Source organism: Flavobacterium sp. FG139, from assembly GCF_057809695.1.
Genome location: NZ_JBMDKL010000004.1, coordinates 160,522 through 184,384, shown reverse-complemented (window position 1 = coordinate 184,384; position 23,863 = coordinate 160,522). Strand labels below are relative to the sequence as shown.

The following is a 23,863-nucleotide window of genomic DNA, read 5'->3' as shown; positions in this document are numbered from 1 at the left end:
TTATTTTAAAAATACGTTATTTGATCAGTATGCTTCTGAATTTTGGGATGTTTTTCAATGCCATTCCAGTTCCTCTTACAACGGCTTTCAACGGATCTTCAGCAATATAAACTGGTAAATCTGTTTTTAATGAAATACGTTTGTCTAAACCACGAAGCATCGATCCACCACCAGCTAGATAAATACCAGTATTATAAATATCAGCTGCTAATTCAGGAGGAGTTTGAGATAATGTTTCCATTACTGCATCTTCAATACGTTGGATTGATTTGTCTAGCGCTTTAGCAATTTCTCTATAAGAAACTTCCACTTGTTTTGGCTTACCGGTAAGTAAATCTCTACCTTGAACCGACATATCGTCTGGTGGAGTATCAAGAGCATCTGTAGCAGCTCCGACTTGAATTTTAATTTTCTCAGCGGTAGTCTCTCCCACAAACAAATTGTGTTGCGTTCTCATATAATAGATGATGTCGTTTGTAAAAACGTCACCGGCAATTTTAACCGATTTATCACATACAATTCCACCAAGTGCAATTACAGCGATTTCTGTTGTTCCACCACCAATATCTACAATCATGTTTCCTTTTGGTTGCATAATGTCGATGCCAATACCAATTGCTGCTGCCATTGGTTCGTGAATTAAGTAGACTTCTTTACCGTTCACACGTTCACAACTTTCTTTTACCGCACGCATTTCTACTTCTGTAATTCCAGACGGAATACAAACGACCATACGCAAAGCTGGAGTGAACATTTTTTTCTTTAAAGCTGGGATGCTTTTGATAAACATGCTAATCATCTTTTCAGACGCATCAAAATCGGCAATAACTCCGTCTTTCAATGGTCGTATGGTTTTGATGTTTTCATGAGTTTTACCCTGCATCATGTTGGCTTCTTTACCAACCGCGATGATTTTTCCAGATACTCTGTCTCTGGCAACAATAGAAGGGCTGTCAATTACAACTTTGTCGTTGTGAATGATTAGCGTGTTAGCGGTACCAAGGTCAATCGCTATATCCTCGGTCATGAAATCAAAAAATCCCATACTTAATAAAAGGGTTTTAGTTTGTTATAAAAATTTTAAGCCTACAAAAATAATAAAAATACTGTTGGTATTGTGTTTTTATTCGGAAAAACAAAAACAATAAACGTGTTCTTTTTTAATGTTTAAAATGACGTGTTCCTGTAAAGACCATTGCTACATTATTTTCGTTGCAATAGTTAATACTCAACTCGTCTTTTATCGAGCCGCCTGGCTGAATAACAGCCGTGATTCCGGCGTGATGTGCAATCTCTACGCAATCCGGAAACGGAAAAAAAGCATCACTTGCCATCACAGCTCCATGTAAATCAAATCCAAAAGTTTCTGCTTTTTCAATTGCTTGTTTTAAGGCATCGACTCTCGAGGTTTGTCCCGTTCCAGAAGCGACTAAAGTGCCATTTTTGGCAAAAACAATCGTGTTTGATTTGGTGTTTTTACAAATTTTAGAAGCAAATAATAAATCGTCTATTTCTTGTTCGGTTGGAACTGTAGTGGTAACGTTTTTTAGATGCTCTTTAGTATCGGTGATGTTGTTTTTATCTTGCACCAACAATCCATTCAAACAAGTTCTTACTTGGCGTTGAGGTAAAGGTACATCATTTATAACCAATATGATTCGGTTCTTTTTTTCTTGTAAAATATTTAACGCTTCAGCATCATAACTTGGTGCAATAACCACTTCACAGAATAGGGAATTGATTTCGTTTGCTGTAGTAGTGTCTATGTGACCGTTCGCCATCAAAACCCCACCAAATGCTGAAGTTGGGTCGCAAGCCAAAGCAGCAACATAAGCTTCTCTCATGGTTTTTCTTGTCGCCAATCCACAAGCATTATTGTGTTTTAAAATGGCAAATGTTGGATCATTATCTTTAAATTCGGCAATCAAATTCACAGCGGCATCAACATCTAACAAATTGTTGTACGACAATTCTTTTCCGTGTAATTTGGTAAACATGGCGTCAAAATCACCAAAGAAAAATCCTTTTTGGTGTGGATTTTCTCCATAACGAAGTACTTGACCGTTGGCAATACTTTCTTTGTAATACGTAGCTTCGGTATTGAAATAATTGAAGATAGCGGTATCATAATTGGAAGAAACATGAAACGCTCTAGTCGCTAAATATTTTCGTTGTGCTAAAGTTGTTGCTCCGTTTCCTTCGGTAATCATTCCTAAAAACAATTCGTATTCAGCTACAGAAGGAACAATTACGGTGTCTTTAAAATTCTTAGCCGCAGCACGAATTAATGAAATTCCACCGATGTCAATTTTTTCAATAACATCAGCTTCATTGGCTCCAGAAGCCACCGTTTTTTCAAACGGATATAAATCCACAATCACCAAGTCGATTTGTGGAATGTCAAATTGTTTCATTTGTTCCACATCGGTTGGGTTGTCTTGACGGTTCAAGATGCCACCGAAAATTTTAGGATGTAAGGTTTTTACTCTGCCGCCAAGAATTTCTGGAAAAGCGGTGATGTCTTCTACAGGAACTACTGGAATGCCTAGATTTTTAATAAATTCTTCAGTTCCGCCAGTCGAATAAATAGTGGCGTTTTGTTGGTGAAGTTGTCTCACGATGGGCTCCAAACCGGTTTTATCAAATACCGAAATTAGAGCAGATTGAATGGTTTTTGTAGTGCTCATTGTAGTTGTGTTGTTAAGCACGCAAAAGTAGTTTTTTTTAATCTGATTTCATTTCAGATTTTGGAAAATATTTTAACAATAGTGGAAGTTTTTTTACAACGTGTCAGTAGGCATTTTTGTATGCCATGTTCCTGCTTTTCGTTGCAATCTTGTTTCATTTTTATAAAATAAAACAAGGATTTTCACTGCAATCAGGGTTAGGGAGTAAATTGTATTGAATTTCTGTAACAATTCCATCATTCTATTTACTAATATCTTAAATTTGACAGAGAAAATACATCCAACATGCTTGTTTACCTTCGATTATTGAGTGAAAGTTTCGGCTTTGCAATGAATGCTTTGCGAAATAACAAGTTGCGTACCTTACTTTCGCTTCTTGGTGTAACCATTGGGATATTTTCTATTATTGCGGTGCTTGCAGCTGTCGATTCATTAGATAGAAAAATCAAAAAAGATTTAAGTAGTTTAGATAAAAACACCATTTATTTATTCAAAGGTAGTTTTGGACCATCTCAAGTGCCTAGATGGAAGCGTGAACAATTTCCGGAGGTAAAATATACCGAATACGAATATTTAAAAAGTGCGCTACCTGAAGCACAAGAAATGGGGTACCAACTTTTTGTGAAGAGTGAAATTATTAAATACGATACCAAATCGGTTAGTAGTGTCAATGTAGTTCCAGTATCACACGAGTTTATTGATATTCAAGGATTAGAGTTTGCCGAAGGACGTTTTTACAACGAATCGGAAGCCAATTCGGGTGCTGCCGTTGCGGTTATTGGCGATCAATTGGCAACCAGTCTTTTTGAAAATGTAGATCCAATTGGCAAGCAAGTGCGCTTATATGGGCAGCGTTTTACCGTTATTGGTGTGTTGAAAAAACAAGGTGCTGGGATGTTTGGTGACAGTAATGATACCTCGGTTTTTATACCAGTAAATTTTTTAAGAAGAATGTATGGCGATAATAACGATTCGATGACACCTGTAATCATTATCAAGCCTCAAAAAGGAATTGATATGGAAGCTTTTAAAGCTGAAATTTCTCAAAAATTACGTGCTTTTCGCGGAGTTAAAACAGGTGAAATAGATAATTTCTTTATCAATGTACTTTCGGGATTCACCGATTTATTAGATGGTATTATTGCCAATATGAATTTTGGAGGTTGGATTATTGCTGGATTTTCGTTGCTCGTTGGTGGATTTGGAGTGGCAAATATCATGTTTGTTTCGGTAAAAGAACGCACCAACTTAATCGGAATTCAAAAATCGTTGGGTGCTAAGAACCGATTTATATTGTTCCAGTTTTTGTTTGAAGCCGTAATTCTATGTTTGATTGGCGGCTTGATTGGAATCTTCTTGGTTTGGATTATTGCCATGGGCTTAACCAAACTGCTGGAGTTTGACTTTGTATTGAGTTTTAGTAATATTATACTGGGCTCTGGATTGGCGATTGCAATTGGCTTAATTTCGGGTATTTTACCTGCGATTTCTGCTGCAAAACTGGATCCAGTAGAAGCCATTCGTAGTGGGATGTAATTTTTTAAGTACGAAATTAGAAGTACAAAGAATGAAGTTTTTAATAGAGCTATATAAAAAAAACACAAAGCAATTGCTTTGTGTTTTTTTTTTGTTTTATGTGATTTGAATTTTTATCTAATTTCTTGATTCAAGATTAAGTCAAGGTATAAATTGATTTTATCTTTCAATTCTTTTCTTTGTGAAATAAAATCTAAAAATCCGTGTTCTAATAAAAACTCAGAGGTTTGGAATCCTTCTGGTAAATCTTTCCCGGTGGTATCTCGCACCACTCTTGGTCCTGCAAAAGCAATTAAAGCTCCAGGTTCGGCAATATTAATATCACCTAACATGGCGTAAGAAGCGGTTGTTCCACCTGTTGTTGGATCGGTACATAATGAAATATACGGAATTTTAGCTTCGGCAAGTTGCGCTAATTTGGCAGATGTTTTAGCCAATTGCATCAATGAATAGGCGGCTTCCATCATACGAGCACCACCCGATTTTGAAATCATTACAAAAGGTACATTGTTTTTAATAGAATAATCAATACCGCGAGCAATTTTTTCACCTACAACAGCTCCCATCGAACCTCCGATAAAAGCAAAATCCATACAACAAACTACTAAATCTTTTCCTTTAGATTTTCCAACACCAGTACGAACCGCATCTTTCAATTTGGTTTTGTCCATCACGTCTTTCAATCGATCAGAATATTTTTTAGTATCCACAAAGTTCAAAGGGTCTTTAGACGTCATTTTGGCGTCCAATTCTTTAAATTCGTTGTTGTCAAATAAGATTTCGAAATATTCTTTACTGCCAATTTTAACGTGAAAACCGTCTTCTGGGCTCACCCATAGATTGCGTTCCAATTCTTCTTGGTCAATAATTTTTCCGGTAGGTGATTTGTACCAAAGTCCTTTTGGAACATCTTTTTTATCTTCTGTTGGAGTAGTAATTCCTTTTTCTGTTCTTTTAAACCAAGCCATAGTTTATAATTATGAATTATAAATTATGAATTATGAATTAAGTCAATTTCGTAATTCGTAATTCGTAATTTTTATAATGTGTTTACGTTGTTTAAGTCAGCAAATGCTTGCTCTAATCTTGAGTTGAAAGTAACTTCACCTTCGCGAACCCATTTTCTTGGATCGTAGTGTTTTTTGTTTGGAGCATCGGCACCAGTTGGATTTCCAATTTGAGTTTTCAAATAGTCAATATTGTTAACCATGTAATCGCGAATTCCTTCGGTAAATGCAAATTGTAAATCGGTATCGATGTTCATTTTAATTACACCATAAGAGATAGCTTCTTTAATTTCTTCTGCTGTAGAACCTGAACCTCCATGAAACACAAAATCAACTGGGTTTTTTTCAAGGTTGTGTTTTTTCTGAATATAATCTTGAGAATCCCTAAGTATTGTTGGTGTTAATTTTACGTTTCCTGGTTTGTATACACCGTGAACGTTTCCAAATGCTGCTGCAATGGTAAAACGCGGACTAACTTTCATTAATTCTGAGTAAGCATAATCAACATCTTCAGGAGTAGAATATAATTCCGAATGGTCAACATTAGAATTATCAACACCATCTTCTTCACCGCCTGTAATTCCTAATTCAATTTCTAATGTCATTCCCATTTTGCTCATTCTTGCTAAATAGGTTTTACAGATTTCAATGTTTTCATGCATTGGTTCTTCCGACAAGTCAATCATGTGAGAAGAAAACAACGATTTACCAGTTTCTGCAAAATGTTTTTCAGAAGCATCTAACAAACCGTCAATCCAAGGTAATAATTTTTTAGCACAGTGGTCCGTATGTAGAATTACGGTTGCGCCGTATGCTTCTGCTAAAGTATGAATATGTTTTGCTCCAGCAATGGCACCAAGAATAGCCGATTTTTCACCAGCATTTGATAAGCCTTTTCCAGCATTAAATTGCGCTCCACCATTTGAAAACTGAATGATTACTGGTGCATTTAATTTAGCAGCAGTTTCTAAAACACCATTTATGGTGCTAGAACCCGTTACGTTTACTGCAGGAAGTGCAAATCCTTTTTCCTTTGCATAAGCAAATATCGCTTGAACTTCATCTCCGGTTGCAACTCCTGGTTTAATGTTATGTGACATCTTCTAGTTATGTTTTTTGGTTAAGTGTACAAAAGTAATAATTTCTAAAATTAGAACGGATAATTTATCCCAATATTTAATACGGCTTGTGATAAATTGATTTCTTTCAGCCATTTTTCAGCATTTGGCTTGGCTGGATTATACGTTTTAAATCCAAGGTCGAAACGAACTACAAATAGCCCTTGGTCGTATCGAAGTCCGAAACCACTTCCCACAGCAATATCTTTTAATGATTTTAATCCGTTAAAGGTATAAGCCTCATCGGTAACGTTGTCAAAGACGTTCCAAATATTTCCGGCGTCGGCAAAAAAGGCACCGTTAAATTTTCCGGAAAGATTGAATCGAAGCTCGGCATTCATCGATAATTTCATATTAGCTTCGTTAAAATCGTTTAATCCACCGCTTCTTCCAGGTCCTAAACTGTAGGGTTGCCAAGCTCTATTGTCGTTGGAACCACCCGAAAAATAACTTCGTGAAAACGGAATACTTTTCGAATTGCCATACGGTACTGCCATTCCAGCAAAACCTCTAACCGCAACGACTTTTTTGCCCGACAATGACCAGTGTTTGATGTACTCAAATTCGCCTTTCAAATATTGTGAATACTCCACTTGGAAAAATGTGTTGGCACCGCCTTGTTTGTCTAATTGCTTAGAAGCTCTAGCCAAGATAGAAAGTAAATTTCCTGCCGATTCTACTTTGGTTTTGAACGAATAAAAATTATTGTCTAATAATCCTTTGCTAGTGGTTTTGGAATAACTAAAACTGGATGCAAAAATTAAATTATTTTCGGTCAATCGTTGACGTCGTTCTTCAATGCTTCGAATGGTTTTTAAATCTTGTTCAGTAATATTGAGCGAAGTAGTTCCTAAAGCCGCATTTATAAATGCATTGGTGCCGCTTTCAATGATTAAATGATTATCGCTAAAACTAGAAGGACTGGTAGTGCTAAAATTGTAATTATTAGCCAAAACATCTAAGGCATTATACGACGATTGATAGATGTTAAAATAGTTTCCAGTATTTACATTTTTTACAAATTGGATATTAAATAAATCATAGCGTATAGTAATGTTTTTTTTCGGAGTCCAATTGTATGAAAAAGTACTGGTGAAATTTTGTTTGTCCAATCCGATGTTTCTTTGTTTGGCAAAACCAACGCTTAATGAAGTAGACGGAATCATGCTTTTTGGAATGATTTTATCAGTATTGAATGGGAAAAAGATTCTAGGAAAATTCAATCGAGCGTCCACTCCAATTTCTGAAATATTGAAAAAATTATTATTTGGGTTAGACAATGCTCTCGACGCACCCACATTGCCTCTAAAACCAACATCAAATGTTTCGGCGCCATTAAAAACATTTCGAATTCCCAGCGAAGCATTTCCAGAAATACCAAAATCCTGAATGGTCGAGTGCGTGAAATCTACAGCCGGATGAAAGGTGTATTTTTTTCTCGGCGTTAAATATACATTGGCAATTAAAGCACTATCATCTTTTGGATCAATTTGATATTGAATGGTTGGATAATTAAACACTTTTAAATTACTTAAATAACGTGTTGTAAGTATCGAATTATTGTCAGAAAACCAACTGCCTTTGGTGATAAAAACCGCATCGGTTATGGCTTTTGGGCGGTACTTTAATTTTTTTTCACTGTACAAAAAGAAGTCTTTGTATTGCAGACTGTCTTTTATTTTAACATCATTTTTGCTGCTAGATTGATCGGTAAACAAATTGACTCTGCTAATTTTATACAATTTAAACGGAGCTGTTTTGGCCGTGTCATTTTCACGATAAGCAAAGTCTTTAATAATCAAAGTAACATTTACTTTTTTGCCAGTATTTATTGTATCTAGCGAATAGGTAATGTAGTTTTGTTGGAATAAATAAGCGCCGTTATTTCTAAATTCAGAAGTGATTCTGCTTCTTTCGTTGTTCAAATTTTCGGTATCGTATTGTTTGCCCGATTTGATAATCGAATTATTTTTTCTAATTTGATATAACGAATCCAATGCCGGAGTAGCAATTTTTGTTTTAATGCTGTCAACTATATAAGAATTATTTAATTTAACATTGTATTTTACATCAATTCGTTTGAGCGCTGTCGTGTCTTTAGTATAAGAAGCCTTAACGTCAAAGTAACCTTTGTTATAGTAATAAGCCTCTAATCTTCTAAGGGATTTTTTTGTGCTTAAAGAGTCAAAAATAACTGGAGCTTCACCTGTTTTCATTAAAAAATTACTCCAGCCCGACACTAAGAACGATTTCCCCAATCGCTGTACTTGTTTTTCGGAAAGTAGTTTCGCTAATCGAGCGTGTCTTTTCGGATTCTTTTTCAGCCATTTTGCATAAGAAGTATCGGCATTTTTTTTGGCTAAATTGTATAAGTTTAAACGGAGACGGTATTTAATTAAAGGCAGCGAACTGTTGGGTTTTTGATACAATTGATAAAAAACATTTTCGTCTTTGGTTGATTTGTCATCAATGGAGATTTCGTTTTTCATCAATAGACGCTTTCCGTCTGGAACACGTTTGGTTACATTACAGGAAACAATTATAAGTCCTATTAAAATAAATAATGATATTTTTGCAATGTGTTTTCTCAATGGGTTCGAAATTTAATTCAAAAGTACATTTTTTTATGCTTAGTAAAAACCAAATAAAGCTAATTACGAGTTTACAGCAAAAAAAATTCCGACAAATTAACAAATTGTTTCTAGCAGAAGGTGTAAAAGTGATTCAAGAGCTGTTACAATCCAATTTCGAGTTGGAACATTTGTATGTAACGGAGCCGCTTTTTGAGACCATAAAGACATCCCAAAAGACCATTATTTCTGAAGCCGACTTAAAAAAAATATCGTGTCTTTCAACTCCAAATAATTGTTTGGCGTTGTTTAAGATTCCATATCAAAAACCAACGTCTTCTAAAGGGTTGATTGTGGCTTTAGACGATGTTCGCGATCCAGGAAATTTAGGAACTATTATTAGACTTTGTGATTGGTTTGGTGTGGAACAAATCATTTGCAGCGAACAAACCGTAGATGTATTTAATCCTAAAGTAGTGCAGGCAACTATGGGTTCTATTTCTAGAGTAACGATTTCGTATTTGGATTTAGAAAATTATATTAAAACCGCTAAGATTCCAGTTTTTGGTGCTTTTATGGATGGTAAAAACGTGTATCAAGAAACGTTACCTCAAGAAAGTGTTTTAATTTTAGGCAATGAAGCCAATGGTATTTCCGAAAAACTTGAGCGATTGATTTCCAAAAGGTTATCGATTCCTAGATTTGGTCATTTGCAACAAACTGAAAGTTTGAATGTAGCCACTGCCACTGCAATTTTCCTGAGTGAATTTAAACGAAATTCTTAGTGGAAGGTAAAGTTTACAAATATTCCACGTGATTTCATGGAGCCAATATTACCAGTCCAAGGGCTATCCGGATTGTTATCGCGAATTAATTCATCATTCAATCCAAAAACGCCTCGGATGGATGGTGAAAATTTGAAATATTCCAGATATAAATCAATTCCAAATCCCAATTCGTAGTTTTGTGTCCAAGGCTTTACTCGAAAACGTTGTTGGTAATTGTCGTCAATCGATTTAGAATTACTGGCTAAGTTTAAAGTAGCCGAAAAACCACCAACTAAGTACGGTCTTACATTTCCAATTCTTTTAGACGAAAATTTTAATAATAAAGGAAAGTCAATGTAGGTAGAGCGTACTTCGCGTTCTCGGTCTATTTGTCTTGTAAGTTCCGTGTATACTAGGTTTCTTTGGGTGTAGTACAATCCGGGTTCAAAACGTAAATTGATGTATTCGTGCAGTCGTAAATCACCAACCAATCCAACATTAAAACCAGTGCTTGTTTTTGAGATGATGTCTGCGTTTGGCGGATTAATGTAATCAAACTTGAAGTCGTAGGTGTTAAATCCTAAATAATAGCCCCAATAAACTCGTTGCTTGTCAAAGTTTTCCAAATTGATGATCGGATCTCTTGAGAAAATTCCTTTTGTTTGAGCAACACTTTGTAGGCTCAAAAGGAGTATGATAAAATAAAAAAGTTTCTTCATTTTTAGTAGTAACAACGAAGTGTTATTTTTTTGATGCTGAATAAATGGTTGCAACGCCAAATGTTTGTGGCATGGCAACTACATCTATAAACCCAATTTTTCTCAAAATATTGTTTAACGTTTCTCCATACGGAAAAACAGAAGCGGATTCTGATAAATAACCGTAAGCAACGTTGTCTTTCGAGAAAAGTTTGCCAATGATAGGCAAAATATTTTTAGTATAAAAACGATAGCCTTGTTTGAACGGTGTTTTTTCTGGAACTGAAGTTTCTAAAATCACAAAAATTCCGTTTGGTTTTAGCACTCTTAAAATTTCCGAAAGCCCTTTTTCTAGGGTTTCAAAATTTCTAATTCCGAAGGAAACCGTAATGGCATCAAAATGATTGTCTGGAAAAGGCATGTTTTCAGAATCACCAATCACCATGTCGATGATATGATCTAGTTTTTTGTCTGCTATTTTCTTGATGCCTACTTCTAGCATCCCAGCAGAAATATCCAATCCTATGATTTTTTTGGCTTTGGTTTTGGTCATTAAAATGGCTAAATCGCCTGTGCCAGTAGCAATATCAAGTATGTTTTCTGGATTTTTGTCAGCTACTAATTTCAATACTTTTTTACGCCATTTTACGTCAATTCCAAAGGATATCACACGGTTCAAGCCATCGTAGTTGCCCGAAATGGTATCAAACATTTGAGTAACTTGTTCTTTTTTACCTAAAGAGGAATCTTTATATGGAGTAACGTTTTTTGACATTTTTACAGCATTTTTTGAGCGTACAAAAGTACAAATAATAAAATTTGAAACACCAATAAACAAATGCCAAATTCTAATTAACAAATTTTAAACTTTTACAAAGGTTTGAAACGTAAAATCGAAATTGTGTTTTTCGTCTTGAGCATGTTTTTCTTCAAAGATAAGTTTCCAATCGCTAAGATTTATTTCCGGGAAAAAAGCATCTGCTTCAAAGTTAGCATGAACTCTCGTAAGTTCAATTTTATCAGCAAAATCAATGGATTGGTTGTAGATATCAGCACCACCAATAATAAAAACTTCTTCCTCTTTTGGGCAAACTTTAATAGCATCTTCAATAGAATTGACCACGATGCAACCTTCAAAAGCATAGTCTTTTTGGCGTGTGATAATCACATGGGTACGGTTGGGCAAAGGTTTCGGAAAGCTTTCAAAAGTCTTTCTACCCATAATAATGTAATGGTCAGAAGTAATTTGCTTGAATCTTTTAAAATCATCGGGTAAATGCCAAACCAATTGGTTGTCTTTACCAAGAGCATTGTTTTCGGCCGCAGCCGCGATAAGAGTAATCATTAAATATTTTTTTTATTGTCAACTTCGTTTTTAAGTTGTTCGATTTTTTTTCCTTGCATAGTCATGAGACGATTAATTTGCTCACGTTCCCAATTTTTATTCATAAAACTATCGGTAATAAACACCTTAATGAAGTGCAAAATAAAGATAAAACACCAAGCGGTGATGGCCCAGATGTACCAATTAGTTGGTTCTCCAACATTCAGCCATTTGTTAATTATAAAAATAAAAATGCTTCCTAAAAAAAACAAAACAAAATGAAAATAGAGCCCTTTTTTTTGTTTGATTCTTTTTCGTGCATATTCATACATTTCATGTTGATCGTTATTCATGTGGCGAAAATTTGAATTTAAAGGTACAATTTTTTTTAAAATTACGAAATTTTCAATTGGATATAATTTAATGTGAAAACGTTTTCTTATTTTTAATTTTATAATTAACCGACTAAAAATTAAGAATATAGATTTTATTTCTGCACAAAATTAATAAAACAATAATTCTTTAGGGTGCTTGTAAAACGTTGCTTTTTATTGCTTTACTTTGCTTCATTAATCTATAAATGAATTAGTTATGTCAATTAAGAAACAAGTTATAAAAACAAAACCGGTTGTTAAAGTTACCTTTTCAGTCGATGCAAAAGAAGCAACTACCGCTGCAGTAGTAGGAGATTTTAATAATTGGAATCCATCAGAAGGGGAGTTGTCAAAATTAAAAAACGGAACTTTTAAAGCCGCTTTCGATTTACCAAAAGACCATTCGTTTGAATTCAAATATCTTGTTGATGGTACGTATGTAAACGAACCAGAAGCAGACAGTTACCGTTGGAATGAATATGCTAATGCTGAAAACAGCGTTTTAGAAGTATAATTATAAGTTTAGTTTGTTTGTATGAAAATCCGTTTGACCTTTATAGTCGAGCGGATTTTTTTATATGCTGCAATCTAATGAAATTGGTATATTGTAGGAACATCTAACGCGTCTTCCTCTTTGTAAAGCAGGATTCCAATCGTCATATAGAGATAAAACTCTAATGGCTTCTTCGTCTAGTCCATAGCCTAGTCCTTTTATAACTTTGATGTCTGTTATTTTACCTTCTTTGTCTACGATAAAAGACAATAATATTTTTCCTTTCACTTTATTTTTATAGGCTGAATTGGTAGGTGAAAATTTTTTACCAATGAATTTGTAGAAATGCTCCATTCCTTTTTTAGGTTCTGGTCTTATTTCTAAACTTGTATATTCATTTTTTATTCCGTTTTCTTCAGTGCTTACACCTGAAATTAGTTCGCCATCAGCATAAGTTTCTTCATAAGTAAAAGATGATTTACTAGATTTTCCTGCCCATTTTCCGTCTTTATAACCTTCTTTATAGTTGCCTTTTTCTTCAAAAAACTCATCCACAGCTTCTACATAACCATTGCCGTTGGTAACGGTTTGTTCTCCTTTTTTATTCCAATAATTAATCATTTTATGGTACTTCGCATTGTTCCAAGGCAAGTCAAAATAGAGGCTTTCTTCTCTAAGGTTTCCGTTTTCATACCAGGTAAAAGACTTTCCAATGGGTTTGTTATCTACATAAGTAATAAGGCTTTGCTTGTTGCCATTAGCATAATAATAAATACTTTCACCATTTAATTTTTCGGCATTTTTATCCGTATAAGAAAAGCTACTTAGCAGTTGGTTTTTGTTGTTGTAAGTGGATAAAGTATAGCTCTCTATTTCTGGATTGACTTTTTTGAATACTTTATATCTAAAAAAAGTTTCTTTAGTTGCAGGATTTCCCAAAGAGTCAAGATACTTGATGGCAGATTCGCTGTCTTGAGCTAATGCTATTTTAGAAAGAAATAGAAGCAAGAATACTAGTTTTGTTTTCATATATTACGAATGATTTTTTATATAATTGACTAAAGCTTGTTCGATGTTTTCCATCGATTTTACGGATACCATTAAACTGTTTATTTTTTGTTTTTCAACTTCAGAATTTGCTTTTTCATTATACCAATTGCCTTGTCCTTTAAAGGTTTGCTTTTCCCAAGTTACAATTTCTTTTTTTGAAATCGGATTCCATATTACACTATCAAAGGTGTTGTCGACGGTGACTTTATAATCAATAATTTTGTTTTTGACCGTTATCGGAATTATAAATTCGGACCAACTGTGATTGTTGTCGGTAATCACTTTTCCTTTCAAATTTAGTGTTTTTAAAAGGCAAACAAAAGCCATTTCTCTTTCACTACACCATCCAAAAGTAGAAAATTTATCGCAATTTGGAGCGGTATACAATGGTTTTTCACTCAAAAGCTCACTCAAAAATAAGTAGGGTGTTCGGTCGATATCGGCGTATGATTTGTATTTAGAAAAAGCCGCAGGAGATTTTACCGTGTTCAATTTTTGATTGGTATTGAGTGCCGTAATTTCATATCTCGGATTGGGGTTGATCCAATGCCAAAAATAAGGAATGTTTAAAATGTCACCTCGTGAACCATTTGAGGCGTTTTTGCTGGTAAAGAGTTTGTGAAGTATTTCAATAGTGTAAAATTGTTGCTTTATCACAGTGTCCTCTGTAGGTAAGTTATTCTCAGAACAAAAAGACTTATAAGTCGTGTTGTCTGTTGATGCAAAATCTTTGTAGTGATTTTGAATCAATTGTTTAAAGAAAAGTGGCGCGCTTGTTTCTGTATAAGAAGAGGTTTTTGCCTGAAAAGGAGTGGTATCTTCAGAAACGATCTTTTTGCATGCCCAAAAAGGCAATAGCAAAACAAATAGGTAAGTATATTTCATGAAAGAGTTTCTTTTCATAAACGAAAAAAATAGAAAATTCTTATTCAAAGAAACAACTGTAAATTATACCGCTACAATTCCTTTAATATGCGGATGCGGATCGTAACCTTCTAAAGTGAAATCGTCAAAAGTGAAGTCGAAAATGTTTTTTACATTCGGATTCAAGATCATTTTTGGTAATGGTTTTGGCTCACGCGATAGTTGCAATTCGACTTGCTCAATATGATTGTTGTAAATGTGTGCATCACCAAAAGTATGAATAAATTCGCCTACTTGTAATTCGCAAACTTGTGCGATCATCATCGTAAATAAGGCATACGAAGCAATATTGAAAGGAACACCAAGAAAAATATCGGCGCTTCTTTGGTACAGTTGACACGATAATTTTCCGTCGGCTACATAAAACTGAAAAAAGGCATGACATGGTGGTAAAGCTGCTTTTCCATTAGCCACATTTTCTGAAAAAGATTTGGAAGTATCAGGTAAAACAGATGGATTCCATGCCGAAACCAACATTCTTCTGCTGTTGGGGTTGTTTTTTAAGGTATCTATTAATTCGGTAATTTGGTCGATTTCTTCGCTGTTCCAATTGCGCCATTGGTGGCCGTAAACCGGACCCAAATCGCCATTTTCATCAGCCCATTCGTCCCAAATTTTAACACCGTTTTCTTTTAAATACCCAATGTTAGTATCGCCTTTTAAAAACCAAAGCAATTCGTATATAATCGATTTTAGATGTAATTTTTTAGTAGTTACCATCGGGAAACCTTCCGATAAATCAAAACGCATTTGGTAACCAAATACACTTTTGGTTCCGGTTCCGGTGCGGTCACCTTTTTGAGTTCCGTTTTCTAAAACGTGCTTTACTAAATCGTGGTATTGTTTCATTTTTTGTTGATTTGGTTGTTTGGTTATTTGTTAATTCGAATAACCAAATTAACGAACATCCGAATTAACTTTTATGATTCTCTTTTCGAAATTTCGTCTCTAATGCGAGCTGCTTTTTCATAATCTTCGTCTTGAACAGCACCTTCCAGTAAATCGTGCAATTCGGATAAACTGAATTTTTTATACGTGTTTTCGGAATTTGTATCGTCGTTTTCTAAACCAAAAGTTTCGGGTGTTGAAAGTACGCCTTCATCTTCTGGATTTGAATTTTCAAGATCGGCAGGGTTGGCATTTAAGTATATTCCGGCTTTGTCAAGAATGTTTTTGTAAGTAAAAATAGGCGCTTGAAAACGCAATGCTAAAGCAATCGCATCGGAAGTTCTAGCGTCAATTATTTCTTCAATTTTGTCTCTTTCGCAGATGATACTGGAGTAGAAAACACCATCCACCAATTTATGGATAATGACTTGTTTGACTACAATGTCAAATCGGTCGGCAAAACTTTTAAATAAATCGTGTGTTAGTGGACGTGGTGGCTTAATTTCTTTTTCTAAGGCAATGGCAATAGATTGTGCTTCAAAAGCTCCAATGACAATAGGTAATTTTCGTTCGCCATCTACTTCATTCAAAATTAGAGCATAGGCGCCATTTTGTGTTTGACTGTAGGATATTCCTTTTATGGTTAATTTTACTAAACTCATTTAGATTTTAGATTTCAAATATTAGATTTTAGACTTCTGAATTGAGATAAACGTTCTTCTAAAAACTGATTTTTATTCAATTCAGTTTGCCAACTAGCCCTGATAGTAGCGGTATCTTTTACACCTGTCAGGTTTTAGAAACCTGACAGGTGTAAAAATTTAGCGGATAGCAGGAATTGCGACTGCAAAGTAACGAAAAAGATTCGCTTCTAAAAATAAAAAAATAAGCTACCTGAAAATAATTTCGGATAGCTTATTGTGTTTGATTTTGATTTATTTTTAGCTGTTATTAGCTTTAAATTCTTTCAATTTTTGAGTCAATCTTGGAATGATGTCGAAGGCATCGCCTACAATTCCGTAATCGGCTACTTTAAAGAAAGGTGCTTCAGCATCAGTATTGATGACTAATTTTACTTTAGAAGAGTTGATTCCGGCGATGTGTTGAATAGCACCCGAAATTCCCACAGCAATGTATAAATTAGTAGCTACTGGTTTTCCAGTTTGACCCACGTGCTCGCTGTGAGGACGCCATCCTAAATCGGAAACCGGTTTAGAACACGCAGTTGCTGCTCCAAGTACAGAAGCCAATTCTTCCAGCATTCCCCAGTTTTCTGGGCCTTTCAATCCGCGACCGCCAGATACTACAATATCGGCATCGGCAATCGTTACTTTTCCTGATGCTTTTTCTACCGATTCTACTTTTACATTGAAATCGGCATCGTTTAAACTAGGTACAAAATCTTCTTCGGCTAATGAGGCATTGTTTTCTACTAATCCGAAAGAATTTTTAGCCAATGACAATACTTTAATGTCTGTAGCTATTTCTGTGATATTGAATGCTTTGTTAGAAAATGCATTTCTTTTTACTTGAAAAGGTGTAGTAGAAACCGGTAATCCAACTACATTAGAAGCAAATCCTGCCTCTAAACTTACGGATACGAATGGTGCTAAATACAAACTATCGGTTGTTGAAGAAAGCACAATTACTTTAGAACCTTCTTTTTGAGCGGCTTGTTTAACTACATCGGCATAGGCTTTGGCGTTGAAATTGGCTAACTTGTCGTTGGTTACTTTCAATACTCTATCAACACCATATTTAGATAGTTCGGAAACATTTCCTGCGTTAACAGTTACTGCTGTTACAGTTGTACCAAGAGATTCGGCAACTTTTTTTGCATAAGACGCTAATTCGAAAGCTACTTTCTTAAATTTTCCGTCTGCTGATTCTGCGTATATTAATAATGACATAATAAATTAGGATTAAGGATGTTTTATTAAGGATTTTGAGCAAGGAGTTCGTGTTTAGGATTAAAACCTAATTCCTGAATCCTAATTCTTAAATTACTTTTGCTTCGTTGTGTAAGGCATTTACCAAACCGTCTAAATCGTCTGGAGCAAATAATTTTACTGCCGATTTTGGAGCAGGTTTTTCAAATTTTACCGCTTTCGTATTGTTGTTGGCCGCTACCGGTTCCAAAACAGTTAGTACTTTGGTTCGTGCCGTCATGATACCACGCATGTTAGGAATACGAAGGTCTTTTTCTTCTACCAATCCTTTTTGTCCACCAATAACTAATGGAAGTGCTGCCGAAATAATTTCTTTACCACCATCGATTTCTCTTGCTGCTTTGGCAGAAGAACCGTCAATGGTTAATTCGGTACACGAATTTACGAAGTTGTAATTTAACAATCCAGCCAACATTCCAGGAACCATTCCGCCATTATAATCTAACGATTCTTTTCCGCAAATGATTAAGTCGTAGCCACCATTTTTTGCTACTTCAGCCAATTGTTTGGCAACAAAGAAACCGTCGGTAGGAGCAGCATTAATACGAATAGCTTCGTTAGCACCAATGGCTAATGCTTTTCTTAACGTTGGTTCGGTATCGGCGCCACCCACATTGACAACAGTTACATTGGCTGCTTGTTGTTCTTGAAACCAAATGGCTCGGGTTAAGCCAAATTCGTCGTTGGGATTGATAACATACTGTACTCCGTTGGTGTCGAATTCTGAATCGCCGTTTACGAAGTTGATTTTTGAAGTAGTATCAGGCACATGGCTGATGCAAACTAGTATTTTCATTATAGGTGTGATTAAAAATTTTCTGAGTGTAAAAGTATAAAATATATTTCTAATTTTTATATGCGCGCATAATATTTTTTTAAAAAAATGCAGTATTATATCGATTTCGCTGTTGATTTTGAAGTACAGTAACGAATATGCCGAAGTATAATTTCGAAAAATAGTCAATAAACAATCTGTTAAGGTATGTTTGGGACTAAATTTAGTATTTCTGATTTAAAGCGAAGAAGCATTTGAATTTTTGTAAAAGTGCATTTTTTCTATAAAAGTATCCATGTCACATTTTTGGTTTGTTTTGATTTCTTCAATAATAGGCTCAGAAGAAGTGTCTGTTTTTATAACCAAAAAATAATCGTAATAAAAATTTACTTTAGAAAGTAACATACCAATTATGCCTATTGTAAAAAGAATGTAGAAATCTATAAAGAAACTTGTGATGATGAAAAAAAGTGCTCCTGTTATTAAAAAAAATTCTGTTTTGCCACTTGGGATGTAGAAATAGTTAATTGCCTTGATGTGGCTGGTTTTGATGACATGATTATTGATTGTAACCTCATCATCATTAATGGTTCCGATACAGTTTTTATAAATCATAGTAATACTTGCTTTTACAAATTTACGTTAAAATTTAAGTTGCGGATGTTATAAAAAAAGTTAATTTTAAGGAGTGTATTTACGATTAAAGAAGTTGTGATTTCTTCTTTTAATTGGAATTGATTTTTAAATTGGGTGCAATGATAAAACAATTTCTCTAGTATTATATCGATTTCGTTAAAAACAATTTCTTTTTTTTGCTAAAACAATTTATAAAATCACCTCAAAAAATATTTTTATCATTTTTAATTTTTACTTTTGCTATCCAAAATTGACATTAAGAAATTCTATACATGAGAACAATACAATTTAGAGAAGCAATTGCCGAAGCGATGAGTGAAGAAATGCGTCGCGATGAATCCGTATATTTAATGGGAGAAGAAGTAGCCGAATACAATGGTGCTTACAAAGCTTCTAAAGGAATGTTGGATGAATTTGGACCAAAACGTGTAATCGATACTCCAATTGCCGAATTAGGTTTTGCTGGAATAGCTGTAGGTTCAGCCATGAACGGATGTCGTCCTATTGTGGAGTACATGACGTTCAATTTTTCATTAGTAGGAATTGACCAAATTATTAATAACGCTGCTAAAATGCGTCAAATGTCGGCGGGACAATTTCCAATGCCGATGGTTTTTCGTGGGCCAACAGCTTCTGCTGGACAATTAGGAGCAACACATTCACAAGCTTTTGAAAATTGGTTTGCTAACACTCCAGGATTGAAAGTGGTAGTTCCATCTACTGTTTATGATGCTAAAGGTTTATTAAAGGCAGCTATTCGTGATAATGACCCAGTTATTTTCATGGAATCAGAACAAATGTATGGTGATAAAGGCGAAGTGCCAGATGGAGAATACATCATTCCGTTAGGTGTTGCCGATATCAAAAGAGAAGGTATTGATGTAACAATAGTGTCTTTCGGAAAAATCATCAAAGAAGCATTTATTGCGGCTGACGAATTGGCTGCAGCAGGTATTTCTTGTGAAATCATCGACTTGAGAACCGTACGTCCAATGGATTATGACGCGATTATCAATTCGGTTAAAAAAACCAATCGTTTAGTAGTTCTTGAAGAGGCTTGGCCATTTGCCAGTGTAGCTTCAGAAATTACTTATATGGTTCAAGACAAAGCTTTCGATTTTCTAGATGCTCCGGTACAAAGAATCACAACCGCTGATACGCCTGCACCGTATTCACCAACCTTATTAAAAGAATGGTTGCCAAATGCAGCAGATGTTGTTAAAGCTGTTAAAAAAGTTATGTACAAATAATATAATCCACTATATTTGAGGCTTCATCAGAGACTATTTGATGAAGCTTTTTTTTTGCTTGCTATGAAGAAAATACTTTTTTACCTTTTTACAGTTGGATTGATCAACACTGCTTTGGCGCAAACTAAAGTCAGTGGCGTTGTTATTGATAAAAATAATCAGCCAGTATCGTATGCGAATATTGTTTTTAAAGGTTCAAATGAAGGAACTGTAAGTGACGAAAATGGTAAATTTTATTTGGAATCGGCAAAAACGTATACCACAATTGTAGTCGCTTTTGTAGGGTATGTAAATAAAGAAGTCGATTTAGAGAAGCCTGTAACCTACAATATGAAAGTGCTTCTTAATGCAGAAGAAGTGCTTAAAGAAGTGATTATTTATAAAGGTAAAACGTCTAAAAAAAACAATCCAGCTTTAGATATTCTTCGAAAGATATGGGAGCGAAAACGCAAAAACGGATTGCGAATGTTCAGTCAATACCAATATGAAAAATACGAAAAAGTAGAATTTGATTTGAACACCATCGACAGTGCTTTTATGAAAAGTAAAGTCTTTAAAGGAATGGAGTTTGTATTCAAAAAAGTCGATACTTCTAAAGTTACAGGCAAAACCTACTTACCCATCTTCATCAACGAATCGATGTATGATGTGTATGGAGACAATAAAATCAAGAAAGAAAAATCGATATTAAAAGCCAATAAAAACTCGGGTTTGGGTAATGGTGACGGCGTGAATACGTTTATCAAAGATTTGTATAACGACTACAATATTTACAACAATCACTTGAATTTTTTCGATAAAAGTTTTACCAGTCCATTATCTACAACGGGTATTGACGTGTATAATTACGTGCTAAGCGACAGTGCTTTTGTAGATAAAAAATGGTGTTACAACATTGTATTTTACCCAAGAAGAAAAAACGAGTTGACTTTTAAAGGTGATTTTTGGGTAAACGACTCGACTTTTGCCATCAAAACCATCAATATGGCGGTGTCTAAAAGCGCCAATATTAACTGGGTGAAAGACATTTATATCGAACAAGAATTTGATGTGGTAAATGATTCGGTGTTTCTTTTAACACGAGATTACATGATGTCTGATTTTGCCTTGAATAAAAAAGAAGAGTCCAAAGGGGTTTATGGAAAACGAACCACATTATTCCGGAATCATAAATTTGATGAAGTAAAACCCGATAAGTTTTATAAAGAAGAAGTCAATTTTATTGATAATTCGGTCTTCACCAAATCGGATGATTATTGGGAGCAAAACCGATTTGAAAAACTCAATAAAGATGAGGTTGGCGTTTACAAGCTCTTAGACACCCTCAAAACCGTCAAGAAATTCAAGCAGATGTACAGTTTGGTCACCATATTGGGCAGCGGCTACATACAAAAAGGAAACATTGATTACGGACCGATATTTTCAGCTTTTGGATACAATGTAGTAGAGGGTTGGCGTCTCAGAGTAGGCGGTAGGACCTATTTCGGACCCAATGATAAATGGCGTTTGCAAGGGTATACGGCTTACGGATTTGACGATAATAAATTCAAATATGGCTTGTCGGGTAAATGGATGATTGATACCAAAAACAGAATTATCATTACTGCCGGAAACCGAAGAGATGTTGAACAAATAGGAGCGAGTTTAACCACAACCAACGATGTGTTGGGAAGAAGTTTTGCTTCTTCAAGCGTGTTCAGTTCGGGTACCAATGGGAAATTAACCAACATCAATTTATCAACCGCTTCTATCGAAATTGAACCGGTTAAAAATTTAATTTTTCAAACTGGATTTTCGTATAGAACTTTAGAATCGGCATCGCCAACGTTTAGTTTAGATTATTATGCTGATGATACGTATACCACCACTAAAAGTGCTGTAAAACAATCGGAAGTCAATTTGCAAGTAGAGTATACACCCAATAAAAAAACGGTAGGTTACGGTGTGGAACGCTTGAGTGTGGATAGTCCCTACAGTCGATTTTTTATCAACTACAGCCAAGGTTTTAAAGGTTTAATGAATAGTGATTTTGATTACAGCAAAATTCAATTGTATTATAAGCAACCCATTTTAATTGGGCCATTAGGCAGAACTAATTTAACGATGGAGTTAGGGAAAACTTTCGGACAAGTACCACTTGGATTAATGAGTGTTATTCCCGGAAATCAAACCTATTTTATCATCGGAAATACGTTCAGTAATTTGAATTTCTACGAATTTGTAACCGATCGATATGCAACACTGCAATGGGAACACAATTTTCAAGGAAGACTGTTGTCTAGAATTCCGTTAATGCGAAAATTAAATTGGAGAGAAATTATTGGAGCACGTACCGTTTATGGTGATATTTCTAATGAAAATATGCTGCTTAACGCTTCGGGATTACAATATAAAGCGCCAACAACTCCGTATTGGGAATACAGTGTAGGTATTGGAAATATCTTCAAAGTGTTCCGAATCGATGCCAGTTGGAGAGGCAATTACAGAGACATGCCGGGCACTAATAATTTCACTATTAAAGGCGAATTCGGATTCTATTTCTAATCGAATTTTCTTCTATGCAAGAAGCTATTCACTACTTATCGGCTAAAGATGAGACCCTAAAATTCATTCTTGAAAATTTTGGCAATCCCATAATCCAAAAACGAGAAGAAGGATTTGCTTCCATGTGCCACATCATTTTAGAACAACAGGTTTCTATTGCTTCTGCCAAAGCGTGTTATGTCAAATTGGAAAATCATTTCGGAAAAATTACTCCAAAAAACATCTTATATGCAACAGATCTCGAACTTAGAAATTGTGGTGTTTCTCGCCAGAAGATAATTTACCTCAAAGATTTAGCGGCTAAAGTGCTTTCCAAAGAAATTGTTTTTGAAAGCTTTTCATCCAAATCAGAAACGCAAATCCGTAACGAGCTTATTGCCATAAAAGGCGTCGGAAATTGGAGTATTGAAGTCTATTTAATGTTTTGTTTACAATCACCCGATATTATTCCTTTAGGAGATATTGCCATTAAAAACACCTTAAAGGAATTGTATCAATGCCAAACACAAGAGCAAATGGCTTTACTTTCAGATAATTGGAAGCCTTTTAGAACAGTTGCTTCCTACGTTATTTGGCATTATTATCTGGTAAAACGCAACAAAATAAAAATGCAAAATTAATATACATTTCTATGGCGTTTTTCGATAATTATTTACCTTTGCACTCGTTAAAAAAATAATAAAAAAAATGACAGCAGATAAAGTGCAAACGTTTGATGTTTTGGTAGAAATTCCAAGAGGTAGCCGAAACAAATATGAGTATGATTTTGAGTTAAAAAGAATGCGATTTGACCGAATGTTATTTTCGTCAATGATGTATCCGGCAGATTACGGATTTATTCCAGAAACTTTAGCGTTAGATGGTGACCCATTAGATGTTTTAATATTAGTTACCAAACCAACGTTCCCAGGTTGTGTTATCGAAGTAAAGCCAATAGGTGTTTTCCACATGGCGGATGATAAAGGACCCGATGAAAAAGTAATTTGTGTTCCTGTATCCGACCCAAATTGGAATAGCCTAGAAGATTTGTCAGATATTCATCCACACCTTCTTAAAGAGATTGAACATTTTTTCGAAGTGTACAAAGATTTAGAAAAGAAGCAAGTCGATGTGCAAGGTTGGGGTGATGTTACAGAAGCCCGACGAATCATTAAAGAATGTGTAGATCGATTCGATGCCATAGAAAATAAACCGAAAGGCCTTTTCAGTATAAAATAATCAAAAAAGCAATACTCTTATTAAAGTATTGCTTTTTTATTTATTTCTGTTTTGC

The 23,863-nt window shown here is 34.9% G+C and carries 23 protein-coding genes; 7 read left to right on the top strand and 16 right to left on the bottom strand.

All coding sequences use genetic code 11. The features are described 5' to 3' along the window. Window positions 1-16 precede the first annotated feature (16 nt). Window positions 17-1,045 carry a rod shape-determining protein gene (locus ACODSI_RS05100; RefSeq protein ID WP_481790572.1) on the bottom strand — a complete coding sequence of 343 codons (1,029 nt, stop codon included), beginning with the start codon at window positions 1,043-1,045 and terminating at the stop codon, window positions 17-19. Window positions 1,046-1,160: 115 nt separating this feature from the next. Next, the gene (purH, locus tag ACODSI_RS05095) at window positions 1,161-2,687 is read right to left on the bottom strand and encodes a bifunctional phosphoribosylaminoimidazolecarboxamide formyltransferase/IMP cyclohydrolase (RefSeq protein ID WP_488915769.1); all 1,527 of its coding nucleotides are present in this window, start codon (window positions 2,685-2,687) and stop codon (window positions 1,161-1,163) included. Between the two features lie 285 nt (window positions 2,688-2,972). Here purH and ACODSI_RS05090 point away from each other — a divergent pair, with 285 nt between their 5' ends. Next, window positions 2,973-4,223, top strand: coding sequence for an ABC transporter permease (locus ACODSI_RS05090; protein ID WP_488915768.1), 1,251 nt, complete (start codon window positions 2,973-2,975; stop codon window positions 4,221-4,223). Between the two features lie 113 nt (window positions 4,224-4,336). On the opposite strand, the gene accD is transcribed toward ACODSI_RS05090, so the two are convergent. The 3 genes from accD to tamL form a co-directional block, all read right to left on the bottom strand. Then, complete coding sequence (accD, locus tag ACODSI_RS05085) at window positions 4,337-5,191, bottom strand: acetyl-CoA carboxylase, carboxyltransferase subunit beta (RefSeq protein ID WP_488915767.1); 855 nt, start codon at window positions 5,189-5,191, stop codon at window positions 4,337-4,339. A 71-nt stretch (window positions 5,192-5,262) separates the two neighbouring features. After that, window positions 5,263-6,330, bottom strand: a complete 1,068-nt coding sequence (gene fbaA, locus ACODSI_RS05080) for a class II fructose-bisphosphate aldolase (protein WP_488915766.1) — start codon at window positions 6,328-6,330, stop codon at window positions 5,263-5,265. Window positions 6,331-6,380: 50 nt separating this feature from the next. Beyond that, entirely contained in the window at window positions 6,381-8,939 is a 2,559-nt protein-coding gene (gene tamL / locus ACODSI_RS05075; protein ID WP_488915765.1) for a translocation and assembly module lipoprotein TamL, read from the bottom strand. A gap of 35 nt (window positions 8,940-8,974) precedes the next feature. Here tamL and ACODSI_RS05070 point away from each other — a divergent pair, with 35 nt between their 5' ends. Then, window positions 8,975-9,703, top strand: coding sequence for a TrmH family RNA methyltransferase (locus tag ACODSI_RS05070; protein WP_488915764.1), 729 nt, complete (start codon window positions 8,975-8,977; stop codon window positions 9,701-9,703). On the opposite strand, the gene porT is transcribed toward ACODSI_RS05070, so the two are convergent. The 4 genes from porT to ACODSI_RS05050 form a co-directional block, all read right to left on the bottom strand. After that, a complete protein-coding gene (gene porT / locus ACODSI_RS05065) occupies window positions 9,700-10,404 on the bottom strand; it encodes a type IX secretion/gliding motility protein PorT/SprT (protein WP_488915763.1) in 705 nt (234 codons plus the stop codon). The genes ACODSI_RS05070 and porT overlap by 4 nt on opposite strands. A 22-nt stretch (window positions 10,405-10,426) precedes the next feature. After that, window positions 10,427-11,158 (bottom strand): bifunctional demethylmenaquinone methyltransferase/2-methoxy-6-polyprenyl-1,4-benzoquinol methylase UbiE, encoded by a 732-nt coding sequence (gene ubiE / locus ACODSI_RS05060; protein WP_488915762.1) that lies wholly within the window; start codon window positions 11,156-11,158, stop codon window positions 10,427-10,429. Between the two features lie 87 nt (window positions 11,159-11,245). Continuing rightward, a complete protein-coding gene (locus tag ACODSI_RS05055) occupies window positions 11,246-11,728 on the bottom strand; it encodes a dihydrofolate reductase (protein ID WP_488915761.1) in 483 nt (160 codons plus the stop codon). After that, entirely contained in the window at window positions 11,728-12,060 is a 333-nt protein-coding gene (locus ACODSI_RS05050; RefSeq protein WP_488915760.1) for a 2TM domain-containing protein, read from the bottom strand. The genes ACODSI_RS05055 and ACODSI_RS05050 overlap by 1 nt, the downstream gene beginning before the upstream one ends. Window positions 12,061-12,298: 238 nt before the next feature. On the opposite strand from ACODSI_RS05050, the gene ACODSI_RS05045 reads away from it, so the two are divergent. Then, complete coding sequence (locus tag ACODSI_RS05045; protein WP_488915759.1) at window positions 12,299-12,595, top strand: isoamylase early set domain-containing protein; 297 nt, start codon at window positions 12,299-12,301, stop codon at window positions 12,593-12,595. A 60-nt stretch (window positions 12,596-12,655) separates the two neighbouring features. Here the strand turns inward: ACODSI_RS05045 and ACODSI_RS05040 are convergent, their stop codons facing one another. The 7 genes from ACODSI_RS05040 to ACODSI_RS05010 all read right to left on the bottom strand — a co-directional run bounded on the left by ACODSI_RS05040 (window position 12,656) and on the right by ACODSI_RS05010 (window position 18,775). Continuing rightward, on the bottom strand, window positions 12,656-13,603 hold the full coding sequence (locus ACODSI_RS05040; protein WP_488915758.1) for an energy transducer TonB: 948 nt from the start codon (window positions 13,601-13,603) through the stop codon (window positions 12,656-12,658). A 3-nt stretch (window positions 13,604-13,606) separates the two neighbouring features. Next, entirely contained in the window at window positions 13,607-14,509 is a 903-nt protein-coding gene (locus tag ACODSI_RS05035) for a hypothetical protein (RefSeq protein ID WP_488915757.1), read from the bottom strand. A 63-nt stretch (window positions 14,510-14,572) separates the two neighbouring features. Beyond that, complete coding sequence (locus ACODSI_RS05030) at window positions 14,573-15,397, bottom strand: thymidylate synthase (protein WP_488915756.1); 825 nt, start codon at window positions 15,395-15,397, stop codon at window positions 14,573-14,575. Between the two features lie 71 nt (window positions 15,398-15,468). Then, on the bottom strand, window positions 15,469-16,098 hold the full coding sequence (locus tag ACODSI_RS05025; protein WP_488915755.1) for a bifunctional nuclease family protein: 630 nt from the start codon (window positions 16,096-16,098) through the stop codon (window positions 15,469-15,471). A gap of 279 nt (window positions 16,099-16,377) precedes the next feature. Continuing rightward, a complete protein-coding gene (locus ACODSI_RS05020; protein ID WP_488915754.1) occupies window positions 16,378-17,346 on the bottom strand; it encodes an electron transfer flavoprotein subunit alpha/FixB family protein in 969 nt (322 codons plus the stop codon). Between the two features lie 88 nt (window positions 17,347-17,434). Further along, window positions 17,435-18,181 (bottom strand): electron transfer flavoprotein subunit beta/FixA family protein, encoded by a 747-nt coding sequence (locus ACODSI_RS05015; protein ID WP_488915753.1) that lies wholly within the window; start codon window positions 18,179-18,181, stop codon window positions 17,435-17,437. Between the two features lie 216 nt (window positions 18,182-18,397). Then, entirely contained in the window at window positions 18,398-18,775 is a 378-nt protein-coding gene (locus ACODSI_RS05010) for a hypothetical protein (protein WP_488915752.1), read from the bottom strand. Window positions 18,776-19,068: 293 nt separating this feature from the next. Between ACODSI_RS05010 and ACODSI_RS05005 the strand changes: the two genes are divergently transcribed. From ACODSI_RS05005 to ACODSI_RS04990, 4 genes are all read left to right on the top strand, one after another. Further along, a complete protein-coding gene (locus ACODSI_RS05005; protein ID WP_488915751.1) occupies window positions 19,069-20,046 on the top strand; it encodes a pyruvate dehydrogenase complex E1 component subunit beta in 978 nt (325 codons plus the stop codon). A 63-nt stretch (window positions 20,047-20,109) separates the two neighbouring features. After that, window positions 20,110-22,590 (top strand): DUF5686 and carboxypeptidase-like regulatory domain-containing protein, encoded by a 2,481-nt coding sequence (locus ACODSI_RS05000; RefSeq protein ID WP_488915750.1) that lies wholly within the window; start codon window positions 20,110-20,112, stop codon window positions 22,588-22,590. Window positions 22,591-22,604: 14 nt separating this feature from the next. Next, window positions 22,605-23,210 carry a DNA-3-methyladenine glycosylase family protein gene (locus tag ACODSI_RS04995; RefSeq protein ID WP_488915749.1) on the top strand — a complete coding sequence of 202 codons (606 nt, stop codon included), beginning with the start codon at window positions 22,605-22,607 and terminating at the stop codon, window positions 23,208-23,210. A gap of 67 nt (window positions 23,211-23,277) precedes the next feature. Continuing rightward, window positions 23,278-23,808 (top strand): inorganic diphosphatase, encoded by a 531-nt coding sequence (locus tag ACODSI_RS04990; RefSeq protein ID WP_488915748.1) that lies wholly within the window; start codon window positions 23,278-23,280, stop codon window positions 23,806-23,808. Window positions 23,809-23,863 lie beyond the last annotated feature (55 nt).